Origin of the sequence: Streptomyces sp. NPDC050625, from assembly GCF_040654755.1 — a bacterium.
Taxonomy (GTDB): domain Bacteria; phylum Actinomycetota; class Actinomycetes; order Streptomycetales; family Streptomycetaceae; genus Streptomyces.
Genome location: NZ_JBFAIQ010000001.1, coordinates 351464 through 370564 on the forward strand (window position 1 = coordinate 351464; position 19101 = coordinate 370564).

General features: G+C 71.8%; 19 protein-coding genes. 7 read left to right on the forward strand and 12 right to left on the reverse strand.

Annotation, left to right across the window (positions count from 1 at the left end; translation table 11 throughout):
- The first annotated feature begins 9 nt into the window (after positions 1 to 9).
- The gene (locus AB0I54_RS01660; RefSeq protein ID WP_363293839.1) at positions 10 to 969 is read left to right on the forward strand and encodes a LysR substrate-binding domain-containing protein; all 960 of its coding nucleotides are present in this window, start codon (positions 10 to 12) and stop codon (positions 967 to 969) included.
- 3 nt (positions 970 to 972) lie between these two features.
- Here the strand turns inward: AB0I54_RS01660 and AB0I54_RS01665 are convergent, their stop codons facing one another.
- On the reverse strand, positions 973 to 1737 hold the full coding sequence (locus AB0I54_RS01665) for an alpha/beta hydrolase (RefSeq protein ID WP_363293840.1): 765 nt from the start codon (positions 1735 to 1737) through the stop codon (positions 973 to 975).
- Between the two features lie 114 nt (positions 1738 to 1851).
- Between AB0I54_RS01665 and AB0I54_RS01670 the strand changes: the two genes are divergently transcribed.
- Both AB0I54_RS01670 and AB0I54_RS01675 read left to right on the forward strand, forming a co-directional pair.
- Entirely contained in the window at positions 1852 to 3015 is a 1164-nt protein-coding gene (locus tag AB0I54_RS01670; protein WP_363293841.1) for an adenosine deaminase, read from the forward strand.
- Positions 3016 to 3166: 151 nt separating this feature from the next.
- Positions 3167 to 3520 (forward strand): ATP-binding protein, encoded by a 354-nt coding sequence (locus AB0I54_RS01675; RefSeq protein ID WP_363293842.1) that lies wholly within the window; start codon positions 3167 to 3169, stop codon positions 3518 to 3520.
- Positions 3521 to 3592: 72 nt separating this feature from the next.
- Here the strand turns inward: AB0I54_RS01675 and AB0I54_RS01680 are convergent, their stop codons facing one another.
- The 5 genes from AB0I54_RS01680 to afsQ1 all read right to left on the reverse strand — a co-directional run bounded on the left by AB0I54_RS01680 (position 3593) and on the right by afsQ1 (position 7407).
- Entirely contained in the window at positions 3593 to 3793 is a 201-nt protein-coding gene (locus AB0I54_RS01680; protein ID WP_363293843.1) for a PspC domain-containing protein, read from the reverse strand.
- Between the two features lie 118 nt (positions 3794 to 3911).
- The gene (locus tag AB0I54_RS01685; protein ID WP_363293844.1) at positions 3912 to 4463 is read right to left on the reverse strand and encodes a VanZ family protein; all 552 of its coding nucleotides are present in this window, start codon (positions 4461 to 4463) and stop codon (positions 3912 to 3914) included.
- Between the two features lie 93 nt (positions 4464 to 4556).
- Positions 4557 to 5159 (reverse strand): hypothetical protein, encoded by a 603-nt coding sequence (locus AB0I54_RS01690; protein ID WP_363293845.1) that lies wholly within the window; start codon positions 5157 to 5159, stop codon positions 4557 to 4559.
- Positions 5156 to 6733 (reverse strand): HAMP domain-containing sensor histidine kinase, encoded by a 1578-nt coding sequence (locus tag AB0I54_RS01695; protein WP_363293846.1) that lies wholly within the window; start codon positions 6731 to 6733, stop codon positions 5156 to 5158. The genes AB0I54_RS01690 and AB0I54_RS01695 overlap by 4 nt, the downstream gene beginning before the upstream one ends.
- Entirely contained in the window at positions 6730 to 7407 is a 678-nt protein-coding gene (afsQ1, locus tag AB0I54_RS01700) for a two-component system response regulator AfsQ1 (protein WP_263211969.1), read from the reverse strand. Before afsQ1 ends, AB0I54_RS01695 begins: the two co-directional genes overlap by 4 nt.
- A gap of 241 nt (positions 7408 to 7648) precedes the next feature.
- Between afsQ1 and AB0I54_RS01705 the strand changes: the two genes are divergently transcribed.
- Positions 7649 to 8407 carry a SigE family RNA polymerase sigma factor gene (locus tag AB0I54_RS01705; RefSeq protein WP_363293847.1) on the forward strand — a complete coding sequence of 253 codons (759 nt, stop codon included), beginning with the start codon at positions 7649 to 7651 and terminating at the stop codon, positions 8405 to 8407.
- A gap of 212 nt (positions 8408 to 8619) precedes the next feature.
- On the opposite strand, the gene AB0I54_RS01710 is transcribed toward AB0I54_RS01705, so the two are convergent.
- On the reverse strand, positions 8620 to 9222 hold the full coding sequence (locus AB0I54_RS01710) for a uridine kinase (RefSeq protein WP_363294350.1): 603 nt from the start codon (positions 9220 to 9222) through the stop codon (positions 8620 to 8622).
- 182 nt (positions 9223 to 9404) lie between these two features.
- On the opposite strand from AB0I54_RS01710, the gene AB0I54_RS01715 reads away from it, so the two are divergent.
- Positions 9405 to 9809 (forward strand): hypothetical protein, encoded by a 405-nt coding sequence (locus tag AB0I54_RS01715; protein ID WP_363293848.1) that lies wholly within the window; start codon positions 9405 to 9407, stop codon positions 9807 to 9809.
- 102 nt (positions 9810 to 9911) lie between these two features.
- Here the strand turns inward: AB0I54_RS01715 and AB0I54_RS01720 are convergent, their stop codons facing one another.
- From AB0I54_RS01720 to deoC, 3 genes are read right to left on the reverse strand one after another with little or no spacing between them, the layout of a single operon-like run.
- Positions 9912 to 10817, reverse strand: a complete 906-nt coding sequence (locus AB0I54_RS01720) for an aldehyde dehydrogenase family protein (protein ID WP_363293849.1) — start codon at positions 10815 to 10817, stop codon at positions 9912 to 9914.
- Positions 10810 to 12267 carry an aldehyde dehydrogenase family protein gene (locus AB0I54_RS01725; RefSeq protein WP_363293850.1) on the reverse strand — a complete coding sequence of 486 codons (1458 nt, stop codon included), beginning with the start codon at positions 12265 to 12267 and terminating at the stop codon, positions 10810 to 10812. The genes AB0I54_RS01720 and AB0I54_RS01725 overlap by 8 nt, the downstream gene beginning before the upstream one ends.
- A 6-nt stretch (positions 12268 to 12273) precedes the next feature.
- A complete protein-coding gene (gene deoC / locus AB0I54_RS01730; protein ID WP_363294351.1) occupies positions 12274 to 13227 on the reverse strand; it encodes a deoxyribose-phosphate aldolase in 954 nt (317 codons plus the stop codon).
- A 113-nt stretch (positions 13228 to 13340) separates the two neighbouring features.
- On the opposite strand from deoC, the gene AB0I54_RS01735 reads away from it, so the two are divergent.
- On the forward strand, positions 13341 to 14030 hold the full coding sequence (locus AB0I54_RS01735; RefSeq protein ID WP_363293851.1) for a PH domain-containing protein: 690 nt from the start codon (positions 13341 to 13343) through the stop codon (positions 14028 to 14030).
- A gap of 86 nt (positions 14031 to 14116) precedes the next feature.
- On the forward strand, positions 14117 to 15787 hold the full coding sequence (locus AB0I54_RS01740; RefSeq protein ID WP_363293852.1) for a hypothetical protein: 1671 nt from the start codon (positions 14117 to 14119) through the stop codon (positions 15785 to 15787).
- A gap of 36 nt (positions 15788 to 15823) precedes the next feature.
- Here AB0I54_RS01740 and AB0I54_RS01745 read toward each other — a convergent pair whose 3' ends face one another.
- Both AB0I54_RS01745 and AB0I54_RS01750 read right to left on the reverse strand, forming a co-directional pair.
- A complete protein-coding gene (locus tag AB0I54_RS01745; protein WP_363293853.1) occupies positions 15824 to 17014 on the reverse strand; it encodes a hypothetical protein in 1191 nt (396 codons plus the stop codon).
- 162 nt (positions 17015 to 17176) lie between these two features.
- Complete coding sequence (locus AB0I54_RS01750; protein WP_363293854.1) at positions 17177 to 18808, reverse strand: phospho-sugar mutase; 1632 nt, start codon at positions 18806 to 18808, stop codon at positions 17177 to 17179.
- Between the last annotated feature and the right edge of the window lie 293 nt (positions 18809 to 19101).

A 19101-nucleotide genomic window follows, 5' to 3' on the forward strand; every position in this document is an offset into this window, starting at 1 on the left:
ATCGTTCCCATGGTGCAACAGCAGAGGTCACAGTCCCGCCTGTCACCGTCCAGTGACACAGAAGACATGGCCGACATGGCGCGACTGCTCGCCCCGCGCCTCGCCTACTTCGCCGCCGTCGCCCGCACCGAGCACGTCACCCGGGCCGCGCAGGAGACCCAGGTCCCGCAGTCGACCCTGTCTCGGGCCATGGTCCGCCTGGAGCGCGACCTGGGCGTGGATCTGTTCGCCCGCCGCGGCCGCACCGTCTCCCTCACCCCGGCCGGCCGCACCTTCCTCACCTCCGTCGAACGCGCCCTCGCCGAGATCGAGCGCGCCGCCGACGAGGTCCGCGCCGACGCGGACGCGGGCACCGGCAAGGTCGCCTTCGGCTTTCTGCACACCATGGGAGCCGAGACGGTCCCCGGCCTCCTCCACGCCTTCCGCGCCGACCATCCGCGCGTCCGCTTCAGCCTCGTCCAGAACTACGGCGAGGCGATGCTCGAAGGCCTGCGGGCGGGCGAACTGGACCTGTGCCTGACCTCCCCGGTCCCGGACGCCCCCGACCTGGTGGCCCGCCGCCTGGACGAGCAGAAACTCCGGCTGGTCGTGCCCGCCGACCACCCCCTGTCCGGCCGCAGACGCATCCGCCTCGTCGAGGCCGCCGACGAAACCTTCGTCACCCTGGAGCCCGGCTACGGCCTGCGCCGCATCACCGACGACCTGTGCCGGGAAGCCGGCTTCAAGCCGAGGGTCGCCTTCGAGGGCGAGGAGGCGGAGACCCTGCGCGGTCTGGTCGCGGCGGGCCTCGGCGTCGCCCTGCTGCCCCCGCCGCCCTATCCCCGCCCCGGGGTCGTGGAGCTGACGGTCACGGCTCCCCGGGCGGCGCGGGAGATCGGCGTGGCATGGCTGGACGGCCATCCGGACACACCACCGGTGGCCGCGTTCAAGAAGTTCCTGCTCTCGAAGCGGGGAAACCTGCTCGCCTGAGCGTCACGCCCGGTGCAGCGAACTCCCGAACCCCACGGCCAGCGGCATCCGCAGCCCCAGGGGCGGCGGAGCGGCCAGCGCGTCCTCCACCGGGCGGGAGAGCGGATGCCCGAACAGTGCGCCCATCACGAAGTCCGAGGCGAGCGCGTGCACCTCGTCGCGGTACTGGTGCAACGCGTGCCCGTCCGCATGCACCTCGAACCGGCACACCTCCCGGTTCGCCTTCTTCGCCCGCGCCGCCAGCCGGAACGACAGCTCGGGATCCGTCCGCTCGTCATTGGTGCCGTGCACGATCAGCACCCGGCGTCCCGCGAGCTGCTTCACGGGTTCCGGCGCGGCCGCGACATCGTCCTCCGGGAGCCAGGGGGCGATCGCCACCACGGAGTTGACCGCCTCGTGCCCGCTCGCGCGCAGCGCCGCCCGGCCGCCCATCCCCACGCCGACCAGGCAGACGGGGACGTCGCCGTAGCGCCGCAGGACCTCGTCCACGGCCCAGGCCGCGTCCGCCGCCAGGTGCGCCTCGCTGCCGTTCCAGCCGCGATAGCGGTAGTGGACGACATGCGTGGCCATCCCCTCGCCGCGCCCCGCGCGCGCGAGTGTCCTGCCGAGGGAGCGGACGGAGGCCGTCGCCCATACGGAGGACGGCTTTTTGGCCGAGACCTCCTCACCGCCGGGGAGCAGCAGCGCCACCCCGCTCACCGCCGTCGGCTCCTGGCCGACTGCCCTCCCCAGCCTGGCCGTTCGCACCGGCGCCGATTGGTGTGCCATGACAGAACAGTGTCAGAAGTAAGGGTGTACGCGACCCGTCCGTGGGGTCACTGTTACGTATCGACAAATTCGTACACCGAGCCCGTCTACGCGCGTAGGGGCTAGAGTGCGAAAATGACGAGCCAGACTGCCCAGACCGGGACCATCCCGACGCCGGACCAGATCCGCCGGGCGCCCAAGGTTGTGCTGCACGATCATCTCGACGGCGGTCTCCGTCCCGGGACCATCGTCGAACTGGCCCGGGAAACGGGCTACTCCCAGCTCCCCGAGACCGATCCCGACAAACTCGGGGCCTGGTTCCGCGACGCGGCCGACTCCGGCTCCCTGGAGCGGTACCTGGAGACCTTCTCGCACACCGTCGGTGTGATGCAGACCCGGGACGCGCTGGTCCGGGTCGCCCGCGAGTGCGCCGAGGACCTCGCCGAGGACGGGGTCGTCTACGCCGAGGTGCGCTACGCACCCGAACAGCACCTGGAGGGCGGGCTCAGCCTCGAAGAGGTCGTCGAGGCCGTCAACGAGGGCTTCCGGCAGGGGGAGCGGCTCGCCCGGGAGAGCGGCCACCGCATCCGGGTCGGCGCCCTGCTCACCGCCATGCGGCACGCGGCCCGCGCCCTGGAGATCGCGGAACTCGCCAACCGCTACCGCGACCTGGGCGTCGTCGGCTTCGACATCGCGGGCGCCGAGGCCGGCTACCCGCCCACCCGGCACCTCGACGCGTTCGAGTACCTCAAGCGCGAGAACAACCACTTCACCATCCACGCCGGCGAGGCCTTCGGACTGCCGTCCATCTGGCAGGCCCTCCAGTGGTGCGGCGCCGACCGGCTGGGCCACGGGGTGCGCATCATCGACGACATCCAGGTCCACGAGGACGGCTCGGTGAAGCTCGGGCGGCTCGCCTCGTACGTACGGGACAAGCGCATCCCGCTGGAGCTGTGCCCGAGCTCCAACCTCCAGACCGGGGCCGCGGCCTCGTACGCGGAACACCCGATCGGGCTGCTGCGCCGGCTGCACTTCCGGGCCACCGTGAACACGGACAACCGGCTGATGTCCCACACCAGCATGAGCCGGGAATTCGAGCACCTCGTCGAAGCATTCGGTTACACGCTCGATGACATGCAGTGGTTCTCCGTCAATGCGATGAAATCAGCGTTCATTCCTTTCGATGAACGGCTGGCCATGATCAATGACGTCGTCAAGCCGGGATATGCCGAGCTGAAATCCGAATGGCTGTTCCGGCAGACCGCCTCCACCAGCGGTTCTGTCGATTCCGAGGACTGATCGGAGGCGGACGGGGTGCACGGAATGCGGACGGGTTTCACCATCCGTCCGCATTTCGGTGTTTGCGGCGGGCGGCCCGGCGTGTTTACGGTCATGGACCGCTCGGAACATTTTTTGATTCCCCGTCATCGCATTCAAGGACGCATTCACCATGAAGCAGTCTGCTGCCAAGACCCTCGGTGTCGCCGCCCTCGGTGCCGCCTTCGCTGCCGTGGGCGCCGGCGCGGCCAACGCGGCCCCGGCCGTCCCGGACGCCACCCAGGCCCTGGACGGCGTCACCAAGACGCTGCCGGCCGAGAACGTCGGCAAGGCACTGCCCGGGGCCGGTGAGGCACTCACCCAGGGCCAGGCCGTGGTCGGCACGAGCCTGGCCGCCGCCCAGCCGACCGCCGAGCGGGTGCTCGCCCAGGGCCCGACCGCGCCGGTCAAGGGCCTCCTCGGCGGTCTGCCGCTGCAGGGGCTGCCCACGCACGGCCTGCCGGTGAACGGGGTCCCGCTCGGCTGACCCTCGAACCCCCACGCGTCGTTGGGGCGCCCCGGAGCCTCCGGGGCGCCCCAACGACGTTTACCGGGGGGCTCACCAGGCCGTACGTGCCTTGTCCTCCGACGGGAACAGGATCCACAGCGCTATGTAGAGCAGGAACTGCGGGCCCGGCAGCAGGCAGGACACCAGGAAGATCACCCGCATCGTCGTCGCGGAGGTACCGAAGCGCCGTGCCAGCGCGGCACAGACTCCGCCGATCATGCGGCCTTGGGTGGGGCGGGCGAGGGAGTTCATGACGGTGCGCGCTCCTTTAGTTGGCTCGGTCGCCTACGGGGCGCCTTGTGCCGGTGTCGACTGGTTGGCTGCCCATCTGCCTGCAACGTTACGGAGACGAAGCGGACATGGCGTCGCTCTATGGGGCGATCCCGACCCTGGGAATCGTCGGGGTGCGACCCTGAGGTGCCTCCTCCTGGAGGGCTGTCGTGCGGGTCGTCCGCTCGCCCCTGCGGCGGAGCCAGGAGCGGCCCGCCGGGACGACCGCGAGGTGGGCCAGCGCCACGCCAGCCGTGTTCAGCAGCAGCGAGTCGACGTCCACGACCCGGCCGGGCACACCGGTCTGCAGCAGGGCGATGCCGAGCGAGATCAGGGCGCCCGCGGCCGCCGTACGGATCAGGGAGGCGAGCGGGGAGACGGTGAGCCTGCCGTGGGTCACCGGCAGCAGCACACCCAGCGGCGCCAGCAGGGCGAGGCCCTCGCCGATCCGTCTGGCCGCCTCCGGCCAGCCCAGCGCCAGGTCGGCCCGGATACCAGCGAGCGGGCGCAGATTGGCGGGCATCACCCAGGGCACGTCCAGCGGCCGCAGCATGAGCCAGGCGACGAATGCGAGGTGTGCGACGAGGAGGACACCTCCCGTCGCACGGATGCGGATCGCGGCACTGCCGCCGATGGAGCCTTGACGCTGCACGCCCCCCTAGACGCACCCGCGTGCACGATCGGTTCCGGATCCGTCACGCGTGCGTACATGAGGCCTCCCACACACCAGGCGTTCGGCCGGCCGTCAGCCCGCCGTCACCTCGCTGGAGGGCGGCTCCGTGCTGCCCGGCCGGGAGCGGACGTCGTCGGTGCACACGTACCGTCGCAGCGGGTCGTTGCCCGGCCCGCCCAGGATCACCGAGCCGTCGCCCTCGGCCGCCGCCGAGTCGGAGAACGTGCAGACGATCTGGGCGAGGGCGTACGAGGTCAGCTCCTGCGGTGCCGTGCTCAGCCGCAGCGTGTCCTCGGGGTCCCCGGGCCGCGGGCCGCTCACGCTCATCCCGCCGTGGACGTACGTCGTGTACCCCGCGTCCCGCTCACTGGACGAGGGCGACTCGGCGAGCTGGTCCAGCAGCCCCTGTGCCACGATCACCCGCCGCCTGGCGTCGGGCGTGCCGTCCGGGACGCGCACCCACCGGTCCACGGTGACCAGCGACGCCCGGCACAGCAGGAACACCTGCACGGGCACGCCCCGCGAGGACTGGGCCGACAGATCCGGCTCGGTCAGCGAGCACGGCACCCGCGAGGGCGCCGCGCCGAAGTCGGTCGGCACCTCGGTGGCCCGGATGCCGCACCCGGTGAGCACGGCGGCGAGGAGCGGGAGTGCCAGCAGGCGCCGAGCGTTCATGACGCCTCTTCCTTGGAACCGTCGGACGGGCCGCCCTTGTCGTCGTTCTCCTCGGTGAGCCGCGAGGCGTCCCTGGGCAGCCGCAGCGTGAACACCGCGCCGCCCTCGGGCGAGTTGGCCGCGGTGATCCTGCCGCCGTGGATATGGGCGTTCTCCAGGGCGATGGACAGGCCGAGGCCGCTGCCCTCGGAGCGCGGGCGGGAGGCGCTCGCCTTGTAGAAGCGGTCGAAGACGTGCGGCAGGACGTCCTCGGGGATTCCGGGACCGTGGTCCCGTACGGCGATGACCAGCTGGTCGTCGGCGATGCGCACCGACACCCGCACCGGTGAACCGCCGTGCTTGAGGGCGTTGCCGATCAGGTTGGCGAGGATGACGTCCAGGCGCCGTGGGTCGAGCCGGGCGTGGATGCCGCGCTCGGCGTCCAGCTCCACCGCGTCCAGCCAGGCGCGGGCGTCGATGCAGGCGGTGATCTGGTCGGCGATGTCGACGTCGTCCAGGACCAGCCGTGCGGTGCCGGCGTCGAAGCGGGTGACCTCCATCAGGTTCTCGACGAGGTCGTTCAGCCGCCGGGTCTCGCTCACCACCAGCCGTACGGCGGGCTCGATCATCGGATCCATGCTCCCGGCCTCCGAGTCCAGCTCCTCCTCCAGCACCTCCGTGACGGCGGTGATGGCGGTGAGCGGCGTACGGAGCTCATGGGACATGTCGGCCACGAACCGCCGGGACGCGTCGTCCCGCGCGGCCATGTCGGCGACCCGTTTCTCCAGCGCCTCGGCCGCGTTGTTGAACGTCCGCGACAGATCCGCCAGTTCGTCGGTGCCCGACACCCTGAGCCGGGTGTCCAGCTTGCCCTCGCCGAGCCGCCGGGCGGCGACCCCGAGCCGGTGCACCGGCTTGAGCACGGTCGTCGCGGCGGCCTGCGCGAGCAGTGCCGAGCCGATCAGCGCGAGGCCGGTGGCGATGCCGAGCGACCAGGCGAGGGAGTTGAGGTCCTTCGCCTCCGGCTCCAGGGACTTCATCATGTAGCCGGTGGGACCGCCGCCGATCACCTTCGTACCGGCCACCAGATACGGGGTGCCGCGCTCGACGACCCGCTGCCAGTACAAGTGGTACGGCGACTTGTTGCTGCCCGTCACCTCCTGCTGCTTGTTCACCGCGGCGCGCAGCGACTTGGGCACGTCCTCCAGCGCGAACCCGTTCAGGCCGCCGGAGTTGCCGTACACCGTCTTGCCGTTCGCGTCCTCGCCGACCAGCAGCACGCTGAAGCGCTGGCTGCTGTTGGCCATCTGGCCCGCGGTGCGCTGCAGTTCGTCCTGGGTGGGGTGCACGGGCAGCGCGCCCGCGCGGTTCTGCATCTCCTGCTGGAAGTCGCGCAGCACCGCGTCCTGGGTACGGGTGAGTACGGCCTCCCGGTTGAGCCAGTAGGCGATGCCCGACGCCGACACGGCGGCCGTCAACGCCACCAGCCCGAAGACCACGACCAGACGCAGCCGCAGACTGGTGAAACGCAGCCGCGACACGGTTCCCTTGCGACCCGCGGCCCAGCCGCGGATACCCCCTTGCGCGTCCGTCACTGAGGCGTGTCCAGGCGGTAGCCGACACCACGCACGGTACGGATCAGCGTCGGGGACGACGGCACGTCCTCCACCTTTGCGCGCAGCCGCTGCACGCACGCGTCCACCAGCCGGGAGTCGCCCAGGTAGTCGTGCTCCCACACCAGCCGCAGCAGCTGCTGCCGGGACAGCGCCTGACCGGGCCGCCGGCTCAGCTCCAGGAGCAGCCGCAGCTCGGTCGGTGTGAGCTGCAGGTCCTCGCCGTTCTTGGTCACGGTCATCGCCGAGCGGTCGATGACGAGGCTGCCGAAGGTCGCCGAGTCGCTGGACTCCCGTTCCCCGCGCCGCAGTACGGCCCGGATCCGGGCGTCCAGCACACGGCCCTGCACGGGCTTGACGACATAGTCGTCGGCGCCGGACTCCAGTCCGACCACCACGTCGATGTCGTCGCTGCGCGCGGTCAGCAGAATGATCGGCAGCTGGTCCGTGCGCCGGATGCGCCGGCACACCTCGAACCCGTCGATGCCGGGCAGCATCACATCCAGCACGATCAGGTCCGGACGCTGCTCGCGCAGCAGTTTCAGTCCGTCCTCGCCGGTGGCAGCGGTGGCCACACGGTGTCCCTGGCGCGTCAGTGAGAGCTCCAGGGCCGTGCGGATGGCGTCGTCGTCCTCGATCAGCAACAGGGAAGGCACGGGGCTCATTCTGGCCCATGGAGGGGCTTTCGTACGAGCTGTGGGGCCGGGAGCTGCCCGGAATACCGATACCGGCACCACCTGTGCACACTCCGTGATTCCCCTGTGGCCGACCCCTGTGACAGGTCTGTGACAGTCGGCGGACACGGCCATGAAGGTCCCCGGGCAAGCTTTTCGGCACAGGCAAGGAAGCAAGCCGAAGCAAGACCGAACACCGTAAGTCCACGACGGGGGGCGCGAGATGAACACGCTGCACAGCCTGAGCACCAGCGCAGTGATCACGCGTCTGCACGACGTGAACCGGGGTTCCGAGAAGTCCGGTGCCGTGAGCGGGCGGGGGTGCGCTCGCGGCACCGGGCGTCAGCACACCACGTACATGTCGGTGGTTGACGCTCATACGGGGGGAAGCAACACGGGGGTCACGGGGGCCCACGGGGGAACCGCGTACAGGGAGGACACGGGGGAGCGCCGCTCGCTGACGGAGGCGGAGTTCACCGCCTACGTCCAGGAGCGCCGCGCCTCCCTGTACGCAACCGCCTATCACCTGACCGGTGACCGCTTCGAGGCCGAGGACCTGCTGCAGAGCGCGCTGTTCTCGACGTACCGGGCGTGGGACCGGATCAGCGACAAGGCGGCGGTCGGCGGATACCTCCGCCGCACCATGACGAACCTGCACATCAGCGCCTGGCGGCGCCGCAAGCTCAACGAGTACCCGACCGAGGAACTGCCGGAGACGCCCGGCGACACGGACGCGATGCGCGGCACGGAGCTGCGCGCGGTCCTGTGGCAGGCGCTGGCCCGGCTGCCCGAACTCCAGCGCACCATGCTGGTCCTCCGTTACTACGAGGGCCGCACGGACCCGGAGATCGCGGAGATCCTCGACATCAGTGTCGGCACGGTGAAGTCCAGCATCTGGCGGTCGCTCCGCCGGCTGCGCGAGGACGAGGTCCTCAGCTTCGGCCGTGACGAGGAGAACGCCTTCGGCGAGTTGGTCGCCTGAAGGTCGGAGGGGGAACGGGGAAACCGGGGGTCCGGGGGGACTCACGGGGGAAGTACCGGGGGGCGTACGGGGGAAGTACGGGGGAGCTCCACCACGGGGGACGCGGGGGAGCGCAGGAAAGCGGGACTGGAGGGCCGGGGGGTCCGTCCAGTCCCGTTTCCGTGTGTACGGCTGCGCTTGTACGGCTGTTTGTGTACGGCTTCCGCGTTCGGCTAGGCCGCCGTCTGCGCCCGCACCTGCCGGCCCGCCGCCGCGGTCGCGAGCCTGCCCAGTGCCTCGTCACGGTCGCAGGAGTGGGCGCCCAGCGACACCTGGCGGGCGACGATCGACCGCTCCGCGCGCATCAGCCGCCAGCCGCGTCGCAGCAGGAACGGCACCGACTTGCGGCCCTCCTTCAGGTCCCGCAGGAAGCGGCGCCGGAAGGTGGTGAACGGCCCGCGGTTCAGACACAGGGCGTCGGCCAGGAGGCCCAGCTCACGGCAGCGCTCCACGATCTCGGCGGCGAAGATGCCCTCCGCGATGAACAGCGGGGTGCGGTCGATGCACAGCGTCTCCTCGCCGGTCCGCGCGCTCTGCGAGATGTCGTACACCGGTATGGTCGTCGACCCCGTGGCGCACAGCCGGGCGATGGCCTCGACCGCGACGTCCGCGTCCCAGGACAGCGGATGGTCCCAGTCGATGTCCGAACTCCCCTCCACCAGAGGCAGCGTCGGGTCGTCGGCCTCCTTGTAGAAGTCGTCGAGGCGCAGCACGGGAAGCCCGGAACGGGCGGCGACGAGTGACTTGCCCGAGCCCGAGGGGCCGCACAGCAGCACGACACGGGCGGGAGACGGGGGATGAATGCTCACGGAACACCAGTTTGACGTATGGGAAGCCTCCTGCCGACCCCACGGGTCGGCTTTGGCACGTGCGTCTCGCAACAATTGAGTGTGCGTCCCGGCTCAACTACCCTCTGTGTCGACTCGATCACCTTGTGCACCGGAAGGCGGCACCAGCAATGGCCCGACACGCGTCCCCCCACCACCCGACCGCGCGGCGCGCCCTGATCGCGCTCGCGACCGCCGGAGCGGCCCTGGGGGCGGGCGCGGCGACGGCGTCCGCCGCCGGCCCGCTCGTCGACATGCCGTCGCGTCCCACCTCGCTCGGCAAGGTGGACCCGGCGGCGGGCATGCAGAGCGTGACCGGCACGCTGGGCTACGCCCTCGGCCCGGTCGCCGGCCTCAAGCCGAACCCCCTCGCGGGCACCGGCGCCGACCCGCTCGACAACGGAGTCGGCACCCAGCTCGCCGACTTCAAGCCCATCACCTCCAAGGCCCTGACCGGCCCGGTGGCGCAGGCGGAGTCCCTCGGCGCGGTACCCGTGGTGGGCCAGGCGACGAAGCTGCTGGGCGGTCTGGGCTGACGTCCCCGTCACGAGGAGAGCCGCGCCGCCCCCGGACGGAGGGGTGGCGCGGCTCTCGGTCTGTGTGTGGGCTCAGTACGACTCAGTACGGCTCGGTACGGCTCAGTACGACGAGCCCGAGGCGCCCAGCGAACCCGTCGGGTGCCACACCGTCTTCGTCTCCAGGAACGCCGTCATGCGGTCGATGCCGGGAGTCGCCGACCAGTCGTCCACAGGCTGTGGACGAAGAACCCGCTTCAGGTTGTCCGCCGCCGCGATCTCCAGCTCCTTCGCCAGTACGTCGTCGGCGCCCGCGAGGTCGATCGCGTTGACGTCCTGGTGCGCGGCCAGCGGCGTGGCGATCTCCGCCGTACGGCCGGAGAGGACGTTGACGACACCGCCGGGCAGGTCGGAGGTGGCCAGCACCTCACCCAGCGACAGCGCAGGAAGCGGGGACTTCTCGCTCGCGATCACGATCGCCGTGTTGCCGGTGGCGATCACGGGCGCGAGCACCGAGACCAGGCCGAGGAAGGACGAGTCCTTGGGGGCCAAGACCACGACCACGCCGGTCGGCTCGGGGGAGGAGAGGTTGAAGAACGGGCCCGCGACCGGGTTGCCGCCGCCCACGACCTGGGCGATCTTGTCGGTCCAGCCCGCGTACCAGACCCAGCGGTCGATCGCGGCGTCCACCTGGGCCGCGGCCTTGGACTTGGACAGGCCCTCGGCGTCGGCGACCTCCCGGACGAACTGCTCCTTGCGGCCCTCCAGCATCTCCGCGACGCGGTAGAGGATCTGGCCCCGGTTGTACGCCGTCGCACCCGACCACGCCCCGAACGCCTTGCGCGCGGCGACCACCGCGTCACGGGCGTCCTTGCGCGACGAAAGCGGCGCGTTCGCCAGCCAGTTGCCCTTCGAGTCCGTCACCTCGTACACCCGGCCGCTCTCGGAACGCGGGAACTTCCCGCCGACGTACAGCTTGTAGGTCTTGAAGACGGAGAGTCGCTCAGTCTTTTCGGTCTTGTCAGACATCGAGGTACGCCTCCAGGCCGTGGCGGCCGCCCTCGCGGCCGAAGCCCGACTCCTTGTAGCCGCCGAAGGGCGAGGCCGGGTCGAACTTGTTGAACGTGTTGGACCAGACGACGCCCGCACGGAGCTTGCCCGCCACGGCGAGGATCCGCGAGCCCTTCTCCGTCCAGATGCCCGCCGACAGGCCGTACTGCGTATTGTTGGCCTTGGCGACGGCCTCGTCGGGCGTACGGAAGGTGAGGACCGACAGCACCGGGCCGAAGATCTCGTCGCGGGCGATGGTGTGCGCCTGGGTGACGTTCGTGAACAGCGTCGGGGCGAACCAGTAGCCGGAGGTCGGCAGTTCGCAGGACGGGGACCAGCGCTCGGCGCCCTCCGCCTCGCCCTGCTCGACGAGCGAGGTGATGCGGGAGAGCTGCTCGGCGGAGTTGATCGCGCCGATGTCGGTGTTCTTGTCCAGCGGGTCGCCGAGGCGCAGCGTGGCCAGGCGGCGCTTCAGGGAGTCCAGCAGCTCGTCGTGGATCGACTCCTGGACGAGGAGCCGGCTGCCCGCGCAGCACACCTGGCCCTGGTTGAAGAAGATGCCGGTCACGATGCCCTCGACGGCCTGGTCGATCGGGGCGTCGTCGAAGACGATGTTGGCGCCCTTGCCGCCCAGTTCGAGGGTGAGCTTCTTGCGCGTGCCGGCGACCGTGCGGGCGATCTCCTTGCCGACGGCCGTGGAGCCGGTGAAGGCGACCTTGTTGACGTCCGGGTGCGCGACGAGCGCGGCACCGGCGTCGCCGTACCCCGGAAGGATGTTGACGACGCCCTTGGGCAGGCCCGCCTGGCGGCAGATGTCCGCGAAGAACAGCGCCGACAGGGGGGTGGTCTCGGCGGGCTTGAGGACGACCGTGTTGCCGGTCGCCAGCGCCGGGGCGATCTTCCACGCCAGCATCAGCAGCGGGAAGTTCCAGGGGATGACCTGGCCCGCGACGCCCAGCGGGCGCGGGTTCGCGCCGCTGTGCCCATTTGTCGTCCTCCGGCCGAACCCGGCGTGGTCGAGCTTGTCCGCCCAGCCCGCGTAGTAGAAGAAGTGCGCGGCGACCAGCGGGAGGTCCGCGTCGCGGGTCTCCTTGATCGGCTTGCCGTTGTCCAGTGTCTCCAGGACGGCCAGCTCGCGGCTGCGCTCCTGGATGATCCGCGCGATGCGGAACAGGTACTTGGCGCGCTCGGAGCCGGGCAGCGCCGACCACTTCTCGAACGCCTTGCGGGCGGCCCTGACCGCGCGGTCGACGTCGGCCTCGCCGGCCTGGGCGACCTCGGAGAGGACCTCCTCGGTCGACGGGCTGACCGTCTTGAAGACCTTGCCTTCGGCGGCCTCGGTGAACTCGCCGTCGATGAACAGGCCGTACGAGGGCGCGATGTCGACGACCGAGCGGGACTCGGGTGCGGGTGCGTAATCGAAAGCCATGGGGGATCAGTCCACCGTCACGTAGTCGGGGCCGGAGTAGCGGCCGGTGGCCAGCTTCTGGCGCTGCATCAGCAGGTCGTTCAGCAGCGAGGAGGCGCCGAACCGGAACCAGTGGTTGTCCAGCCAGTCCTCGCCGACGGTCTCGTTGACCAGGACCAGGAACTTGATGGCGTCCTTGGTGGTGCGGATGCCGCCGGCGGGCTTCACGCCGACCTGGATGCCGGTCTGCGCGCGGAAGTCGCGGACGGCCTCCAGCATGAGGAGGGTGTTCGCGGGGGTCGCGTTGACGCCGACCTTGCCGGTCGAGGTCTTGATGAAGTCGGCCCCGGCCAGCATCCCGAGCCAGCTCGCCCGGCGGATGTTGTCGTACGTGGACAGCTCGCCGGTCTCGAAGATGACCTTCAGGCGGGCGGACGTCCCGCAGGTCTCCTTCACGGCGGTGATCTCGTCGTACACCTTCATGTAGTGGCCCGCGAGGAACGCCCCGCGGTCGATGACCATGTCGATCTCGTCGGCGCCCGCGGCGACGGCGTCACGCACGTCGGCCAACTTCACGTCGAGGGCGGCGCGGCCGGCCGGGAAGGCGGTGGCGACCGAGGCGACCTTGACGTCGGAACCGGCGACGGCCTCCTTGGCGACGGCCACCATGTCGGGGTAGACGCACACGGCCGCCGTCGTCGGGGTCGTGCGGTCCGTCGGGTCGGGATGGACCGCCTTGGCGCCGAGGGCCCGGACCTTGCCCGGGGTGTCCGCGCCTTCCAGCGTCGTCAGGTCGACCATCGAGATGGCGAGGTCGATGGCGTACGCCTTCGCGGTGGTTTTGATGGAGCGGGTGCCGAGGGAGGCGGCGCGCGCCTCCAGGCCCACCGCGTCGACGCCGGGCAGCCCATGGAGGAAGCGGCGCAGCGTGCTGTCGGACGCGGTGACGTCAGCGAGGGCAGCGGGTGCAGTAATGGGCATGGTCACCAGACGAGCATATCTACGCGCGTAGCGGCTGTATACCCCCGGGTGCTCATCGTGTGCTCCGCCACCACGCATGAGCACGGCGGGCGGCGTCGGGCAGAATCGGGAGCATGACGACCCCGGACCACCAGTCACCCGCGCCACAGCCTCCGGTGCCCACCGCGAAGGACCGGATCTACCGCTCCCCCATGGGGATCGCGGGCGGTGTGACGCTGCTCGCCATCGTCTTCTGGCTCGGCGTCGACGCGCTGACCCGGGGGCACGGCCACACACCCTGGCTGGCGCTGGCCACGCTGATCCTGCTGGTCCCGCTGGTGGTCGCCTTCACCCTGCGCCCGGCCGTGTTCGCCAACGAGGACCGGATGCGCATCCGCAACCCCTTCCGCGTGATCACCGTGCCCTGGGGCGAGGTCGCCTCCCTGCGCTCCGGATACTCCAACGAGGTCGTCGCCAAGTCCGGCACCAAGTACCAGCTCTGGGCCATCCCCGTCTCGCTCCGGGCCCGCAAGAAGGCCACCCGACGCCAGGACCGGGCCGCCGCGGAGGCACGCGGGGGCGGCAGACCGGGGGCAGCGGCGCGCGGCGGCCTCGGCTTCGGCGGGGCGCGCGACACCGCCACGCCGAGCGGCCCGACCCGCGCGCAGACCGACCAGGTCATGGACGACCTCCGTCAGCTCCTGGAGACCCGCGAGCAGGCGGAGACGGCACAGGGCGAGGTCACGGTCCGCTGGGCGTACGAGATCGCGGCGCCCGCGGTGGCCGGGGCGGTGCTGCTGGTGATCCTGCTGGCGGTGTGGTGAGCCGACGGCGGGCTTGAGGGTTCACGGCTTCCCGACAGGGACGCGGAGGACCGTGACGACGTGATGGTCCGAGTGTCTGGGAAGCGATGAGTACGAAGCCACAGCGGCCGCTGCCGCTGCCCGCATCGGCGATACCCGACGGCTGCCCCTCCTGGGACGGGGCACGGGCACGTCGCTGGACCGAGGCGCTGCCGCCCCGGTGGGTGCCGCTGCGGGGCATGGACCCCTTGGCCGCGGCGGCGGTGCCGGCCGCCGCGCTGACCGCCGGCTCGCTGACGCTGTACGCCGACTGGCGCCCGTGGGCCGCCGCGCTGCTCGCGCTCCATCTGGTCTGGCTGCTGGTGCGGCCCGAGATCGTACGGGTCTCGGCGCCCGTCCTGGTCCTCGTCGTCCTCGTCCAGCGGCCCGCCTGGTCCTGGGCACAGAGCGCGGCCGTCGTCCTCGTCCTGGCGGCGGCCTGGGCGGCGGTCCTGCCGCGCCTGCGCGCACGGGCACGGCAGCGGGCGGCCGCACGGGAGGCGGCCGAGGGCGTGACCGCCCCGCTGCCGGACGCGGACCGGCCCGTGGCGCGCGGGAGGTTCCTCACCGGGGTCGGTCTCGTCGTGCTCGCGCTCGGTGCGGTGGTTCTCGTCACCCCCGACCCCGGGGACCCGGCCGAGGTCCGGCATGTCGTAGCCGCGATCGGCTGGCTGCTCGTCGGCCTCGGCCTCACCGTCCTCATCTCCGCCCTGCTGGGACGCCACCGGGCCACCCGGCTGCGCCGGGCACCCGCGCCCGTTCTGCGCGTGCTCGTGCGGGAGAACGCGGAGGGCGACACGGAGGTCTTCGCGTCCGACGATGTGGCGGCCCTGCGACCCCTGCTCACCGTGCCCGTGACGAAGGTCTACGAGGACGAAGAGGACGACGAGGCAGAGGACGACCGGGATGATGACGACGATGACGACGAGGAGCTGGAGGCGCTCCTGGCCCGCATCGACAGCGACGAACCCGGGCCGCTGCGCGAGGCCGTCCTGTACGGAACCCCCTGGGACGGCGCCGAGATCCTGCTGGTGACCGCCGCGGGGGAGCCGGACGAGCCGCCCGTGGTGAAGCGGTCGTCGGGACCCGTACGACCGCTGCCGGAGGGCACGCTGCGAAGGCGCCTCGCCGCCCACGGACGCAAGGCGGCCCGGCAGGCCGCGTACGCGGAGCGCGCGCGGGCGGCCGCCGAGGCCGTCACCGGGCAGCCGGCCGGAGCGGTCCGCCGGTGGCACGCCGGATGGCTGGACCGGCTCGTCGTGCTGGCACTGGTGGCCTGGGGCACGAGCCAGATCTGGGGCGAGACCGGGGTCTGGCGGTACGGCGCCGGCGCCGTCCTGGGCCTCCTCGGCGCCGCGCTCCTGCCGCACATGGCCGCGTGGAGTGTCACGGCCGACAGCGAGGGCCTGTGGCTGAGCGGGTTCCGGCGGACCCACCACATCGCCTGGGACCACATCCGGGTCGTCCGCTGCAAGGGCACCGAACTCAAGCTCGACAGCAAGCGGGCCGCCTTCCCGGTCTGGACGGTGGACGCCCCGCGCTGGCCCTGGCTGGAACGCCGGTTGGGGCTGCTGCACCCGTACGAGCGGACGGCCGCCGAGATCACCGCGATATGGCACGAGCCCGCCCGCAGACCCACCGGCACGAGCCGGGCGGGGCGGCGCGGCCGCCGTCCGCTGTGGCCGCTGGGTGTCCTCTTCACGGTCGCCTGGACGGCCGCGCTCGTCCTGCTGCCGTAGCCACGAAAGGCCTGCTGCGAGCGCGACGGGATCGGTTCAGGGTGCGCTCGGCCATACCAGCAGCATGTACGCGCCGCAGTACGCCGAGACCGCCACCGCCGTCGTCAGGACCAGCGTGCGGTGGCGGCGGGAGGCGTGGGACAGGTGTACGGCGAGGGGCAGGAGGAGCGGGAAGGCGGGGAGCAGGAAGCGGGCGCGCGGGAAGTAGACACCGCCGCTGCCCAGGGCGATCGCCAGCAGGACACCGGTGAACACCAGCAGCGGCAGCGGCTGCCGGTCCATCAGCGACAGCGCGAACAGCACGGCGGACACGAGCAGCGTCAGGGTCACCATGATCAGGAACAGCTCGGGTGTGGAGTCCCGCCCGAACAGCTCCCGCAGCCGGCGCAGGGTCTCCCGGCCGCCGTCCAGCTGGTTGTGCCACAGCCGCTGTACGGCGAAATAGCCGCCCCAGCGGCCCAGGCGCAGGCCCACCCAGCCGACGTACGCGCACCACCCGAGCGGAGCCAGCAGGGCGCCCGCGAGCGCCCGGGCCGAGAAGCCGCGGCGCAGGGCGAGCAGGGCGGCGACGGAGACCGCGGCCGCCACCGCGATACCGGTCGGCCGGGTCAGCCCGGCCAGACAGGCACCCGCACCGGCCCACAGCCAGCGCCGGCCGAGCACCGCGTACAGCGTCCAGGCCGCGAACGCCGTGAACGGCGACTCGGTGTACCCCATCCACTGCACCAGCCCGACCGGAAGCGCGGCCCACAGCGTGGTGAGCAGGATCCCGACCCGGCGGCCGTGCAACCGCTCGCCCACCGCGAACACGCCCCAGGCAGCGAGGAACGAGGCGACGACGGCGATGCCCAGCCCCGTGCTGGCCCGGCTGCCGGGGGTGACGGCGGCGACGGCCTTCACCAGCAGCGGGTAGAGCGGGAAGAAGGCGAGGTTGTTCGAGTCGTACGTGGTGCCCAGCACGCGCGCGTACCCGTGGTCCGCGATCCCGAGGTACCAGCGGGCGTCCCACTGCGTCGCCAGCATCGGCCAGATGCCGTGGTGCCGGCGGTGCGCCCACAGGGCGAGGAACAGCAGCCCCGTGAGCCGTACGGCGAGAAACGCGCCGAGGGCGGGAGCCGCGAGCCGGAGACTGCGCACCAGCCGCGGTCGGCCGGCGTTCGGGGTGGGGGGCCGCCGGCTGCCCGGGATGTGCCCGCGGGGGGTGGTTTCGGGGGCGGTGGAGGACACGGCGGCGGCTCCGGTGCTCGGCGGGCGGTACCGGTTCACCGTCCCCCGGGGGCGCGGCCGGGTGCGGAGCGCGCATCAACTGTCGCCGTGAAATCACCCGATGGGGTGCCCCCGGCCAGGGGCGCCCCATCGGGAGGAACGGGCGTGGCGCCGGCGGTCGGCTCAGATACCGGCGGCCGCGGACAGGTCCCGCTTGATGGCGCCGAGCAGGTCGGCCGCCCGGGCACGGGCGGCCGGCAGGTCCGCGTGCGCGGTGACCGGCACGACGACCTCCAGGTAGCACTTCAGCTTGGGCTCGGTGCCGCTCGGGCGGACGATCACGCGGGCTCCGTCGAGGGTGTAGCGCAGGCCGTCGGTGGGCGGCAGCGTCTCCGTGCCCTTGGTGAGGTCCTCGGCCCTGGTGATGGGCAGGCCCGCGAGTGCGGTCGGGGGCTGCTCGCGCAGGCGGCGCATCGCGTCGGCGATGACCGACAGGTCCTGCACCCGGACCGAGAGCTGGTCCGTGGCGTGCAGGCCGTGTTCCAACGCGAGGTCGTCGAGCAGGTCGAGGAGGGTACGGCCCTCCTCCTTCAGCTCGGAGGCCAGCTCGGTGATCAGGAGCGCCGCGGTGATGCCGTCCTTGTCGCGGACGCCGTCCGGGTCGACGCAGTAGCCGAGCGCCTCCTCGTACCCGTAACGCAGGCCCTCGACGCGGGCGATCCACTTGAAGCCGGTGAGGGTCTCCTCGTACGGCAGGCCCGCCTTCTCGGCGATCCGGCCGAGCAGGGACGAGGAGACGATCGACTCGGCGAAGGCGCCGCGGGCGCCGCGCCGGACGAGGTGGGCGCCGAGGAGGGAGCCGACCTCGTCGCCACGGAGCATGCGCCACTCGCCCGCGTCCCGGACGGCGACGGCACAGCGGTCGGCGTCGGGGTCGTTGGCGATGACGAGGTCGGGCTCGGTCGCGCGGGCCCTGGCGAAGGAGAGGTCCATCGCCCCCGGCTCCTCCGGGTTGGGGAAGGCGACGGTCGGGAAGTCCGGGTCCGGCTCGGCCTGTTCGGGGACGAGCACGGGCTCCGGGAATCCGGCGCGGGCGAAGGCGGCGACGAGCACGTCCTTGCCGACGCCGTGCATCGCCGTGTAGACGGTGCGGGCGCTGCGCGGGGAGCCCTCGGCGAGTACGGCGTCGGTGCGGGCGAGATAGGCATCGAGGACGGCGTCGTCGAGGATCTCCCAGCCCGCGTCCGGACGCGGGACGTCGTCCAGCGAGACGATCGCGTCGATCTCGGCGGCGATTTCGGCGTCGGCGGGCGGGACGATCTGCGATCCGTCGCCGAGGTAGACCTTGTAGCCGTTGTCGCGGGGCGGGTTGTGGCTGGCGGTGACCTCGACGCCGGCGACCGCGCCCAGGTGCCTTATCGCGAAGGCGAGGACGGGAGTCGGGAGCGGGCGGGGGAGTACGGCGGCGCGCAGCCCGGCGCCCGTCATGACGGCGGCGGTGTCGCGGGCGAAGTCGGCGGACTTGTGCCGGGCGTCGTAGCCGACGACGACGAGGCCGTCGCCCTGGCCCTGCTTCTTCAGGTAGGCGGCGAGACCCGCGGCCGCCCTGATGACGACGGACCGGTTCATCCGCATGGGCCCGGCGCCGAGTTCGCCTCTCAGGCCCGCGGTACCGAACTGGAGGGTGCCGCTGAAGCGCGCGGTGAGCTCGGTGACGTTCCCGGAGCCGATCAGCTCGGCGAGTTCGTCACGGGTCTCCGGGTCGGGGTCCTCGGCGAGCCACGCCTTGGCCCGGGCGATGAGATCGTCGTGCACGTCGGGTCAACCTCTCATGTATGTCGATGTCACGCCTGGGGGCTCCGCCCCCAGACCCCCTTTGCCCACCCACCCGACTCGGTCGGCCGAGAGGCGAGGTGCGGGGGCGGAGGGGCGGAGTTCCCGCCGGGTCCGGGTGGTGGGCCCCCGGGGTCCTGCCCTTTGTCCAGTCAACCGTCCGATTCGGCCGGTCGGGAGGTCAGGCGGAGGGGTGGAGTCCTGGTCGGGAGGTGAGGTGCGGGGGTGGGGGCGGAGTCCCGGTCGGGCCCGGGTGGTGGGTCCTCCCTGGGTGG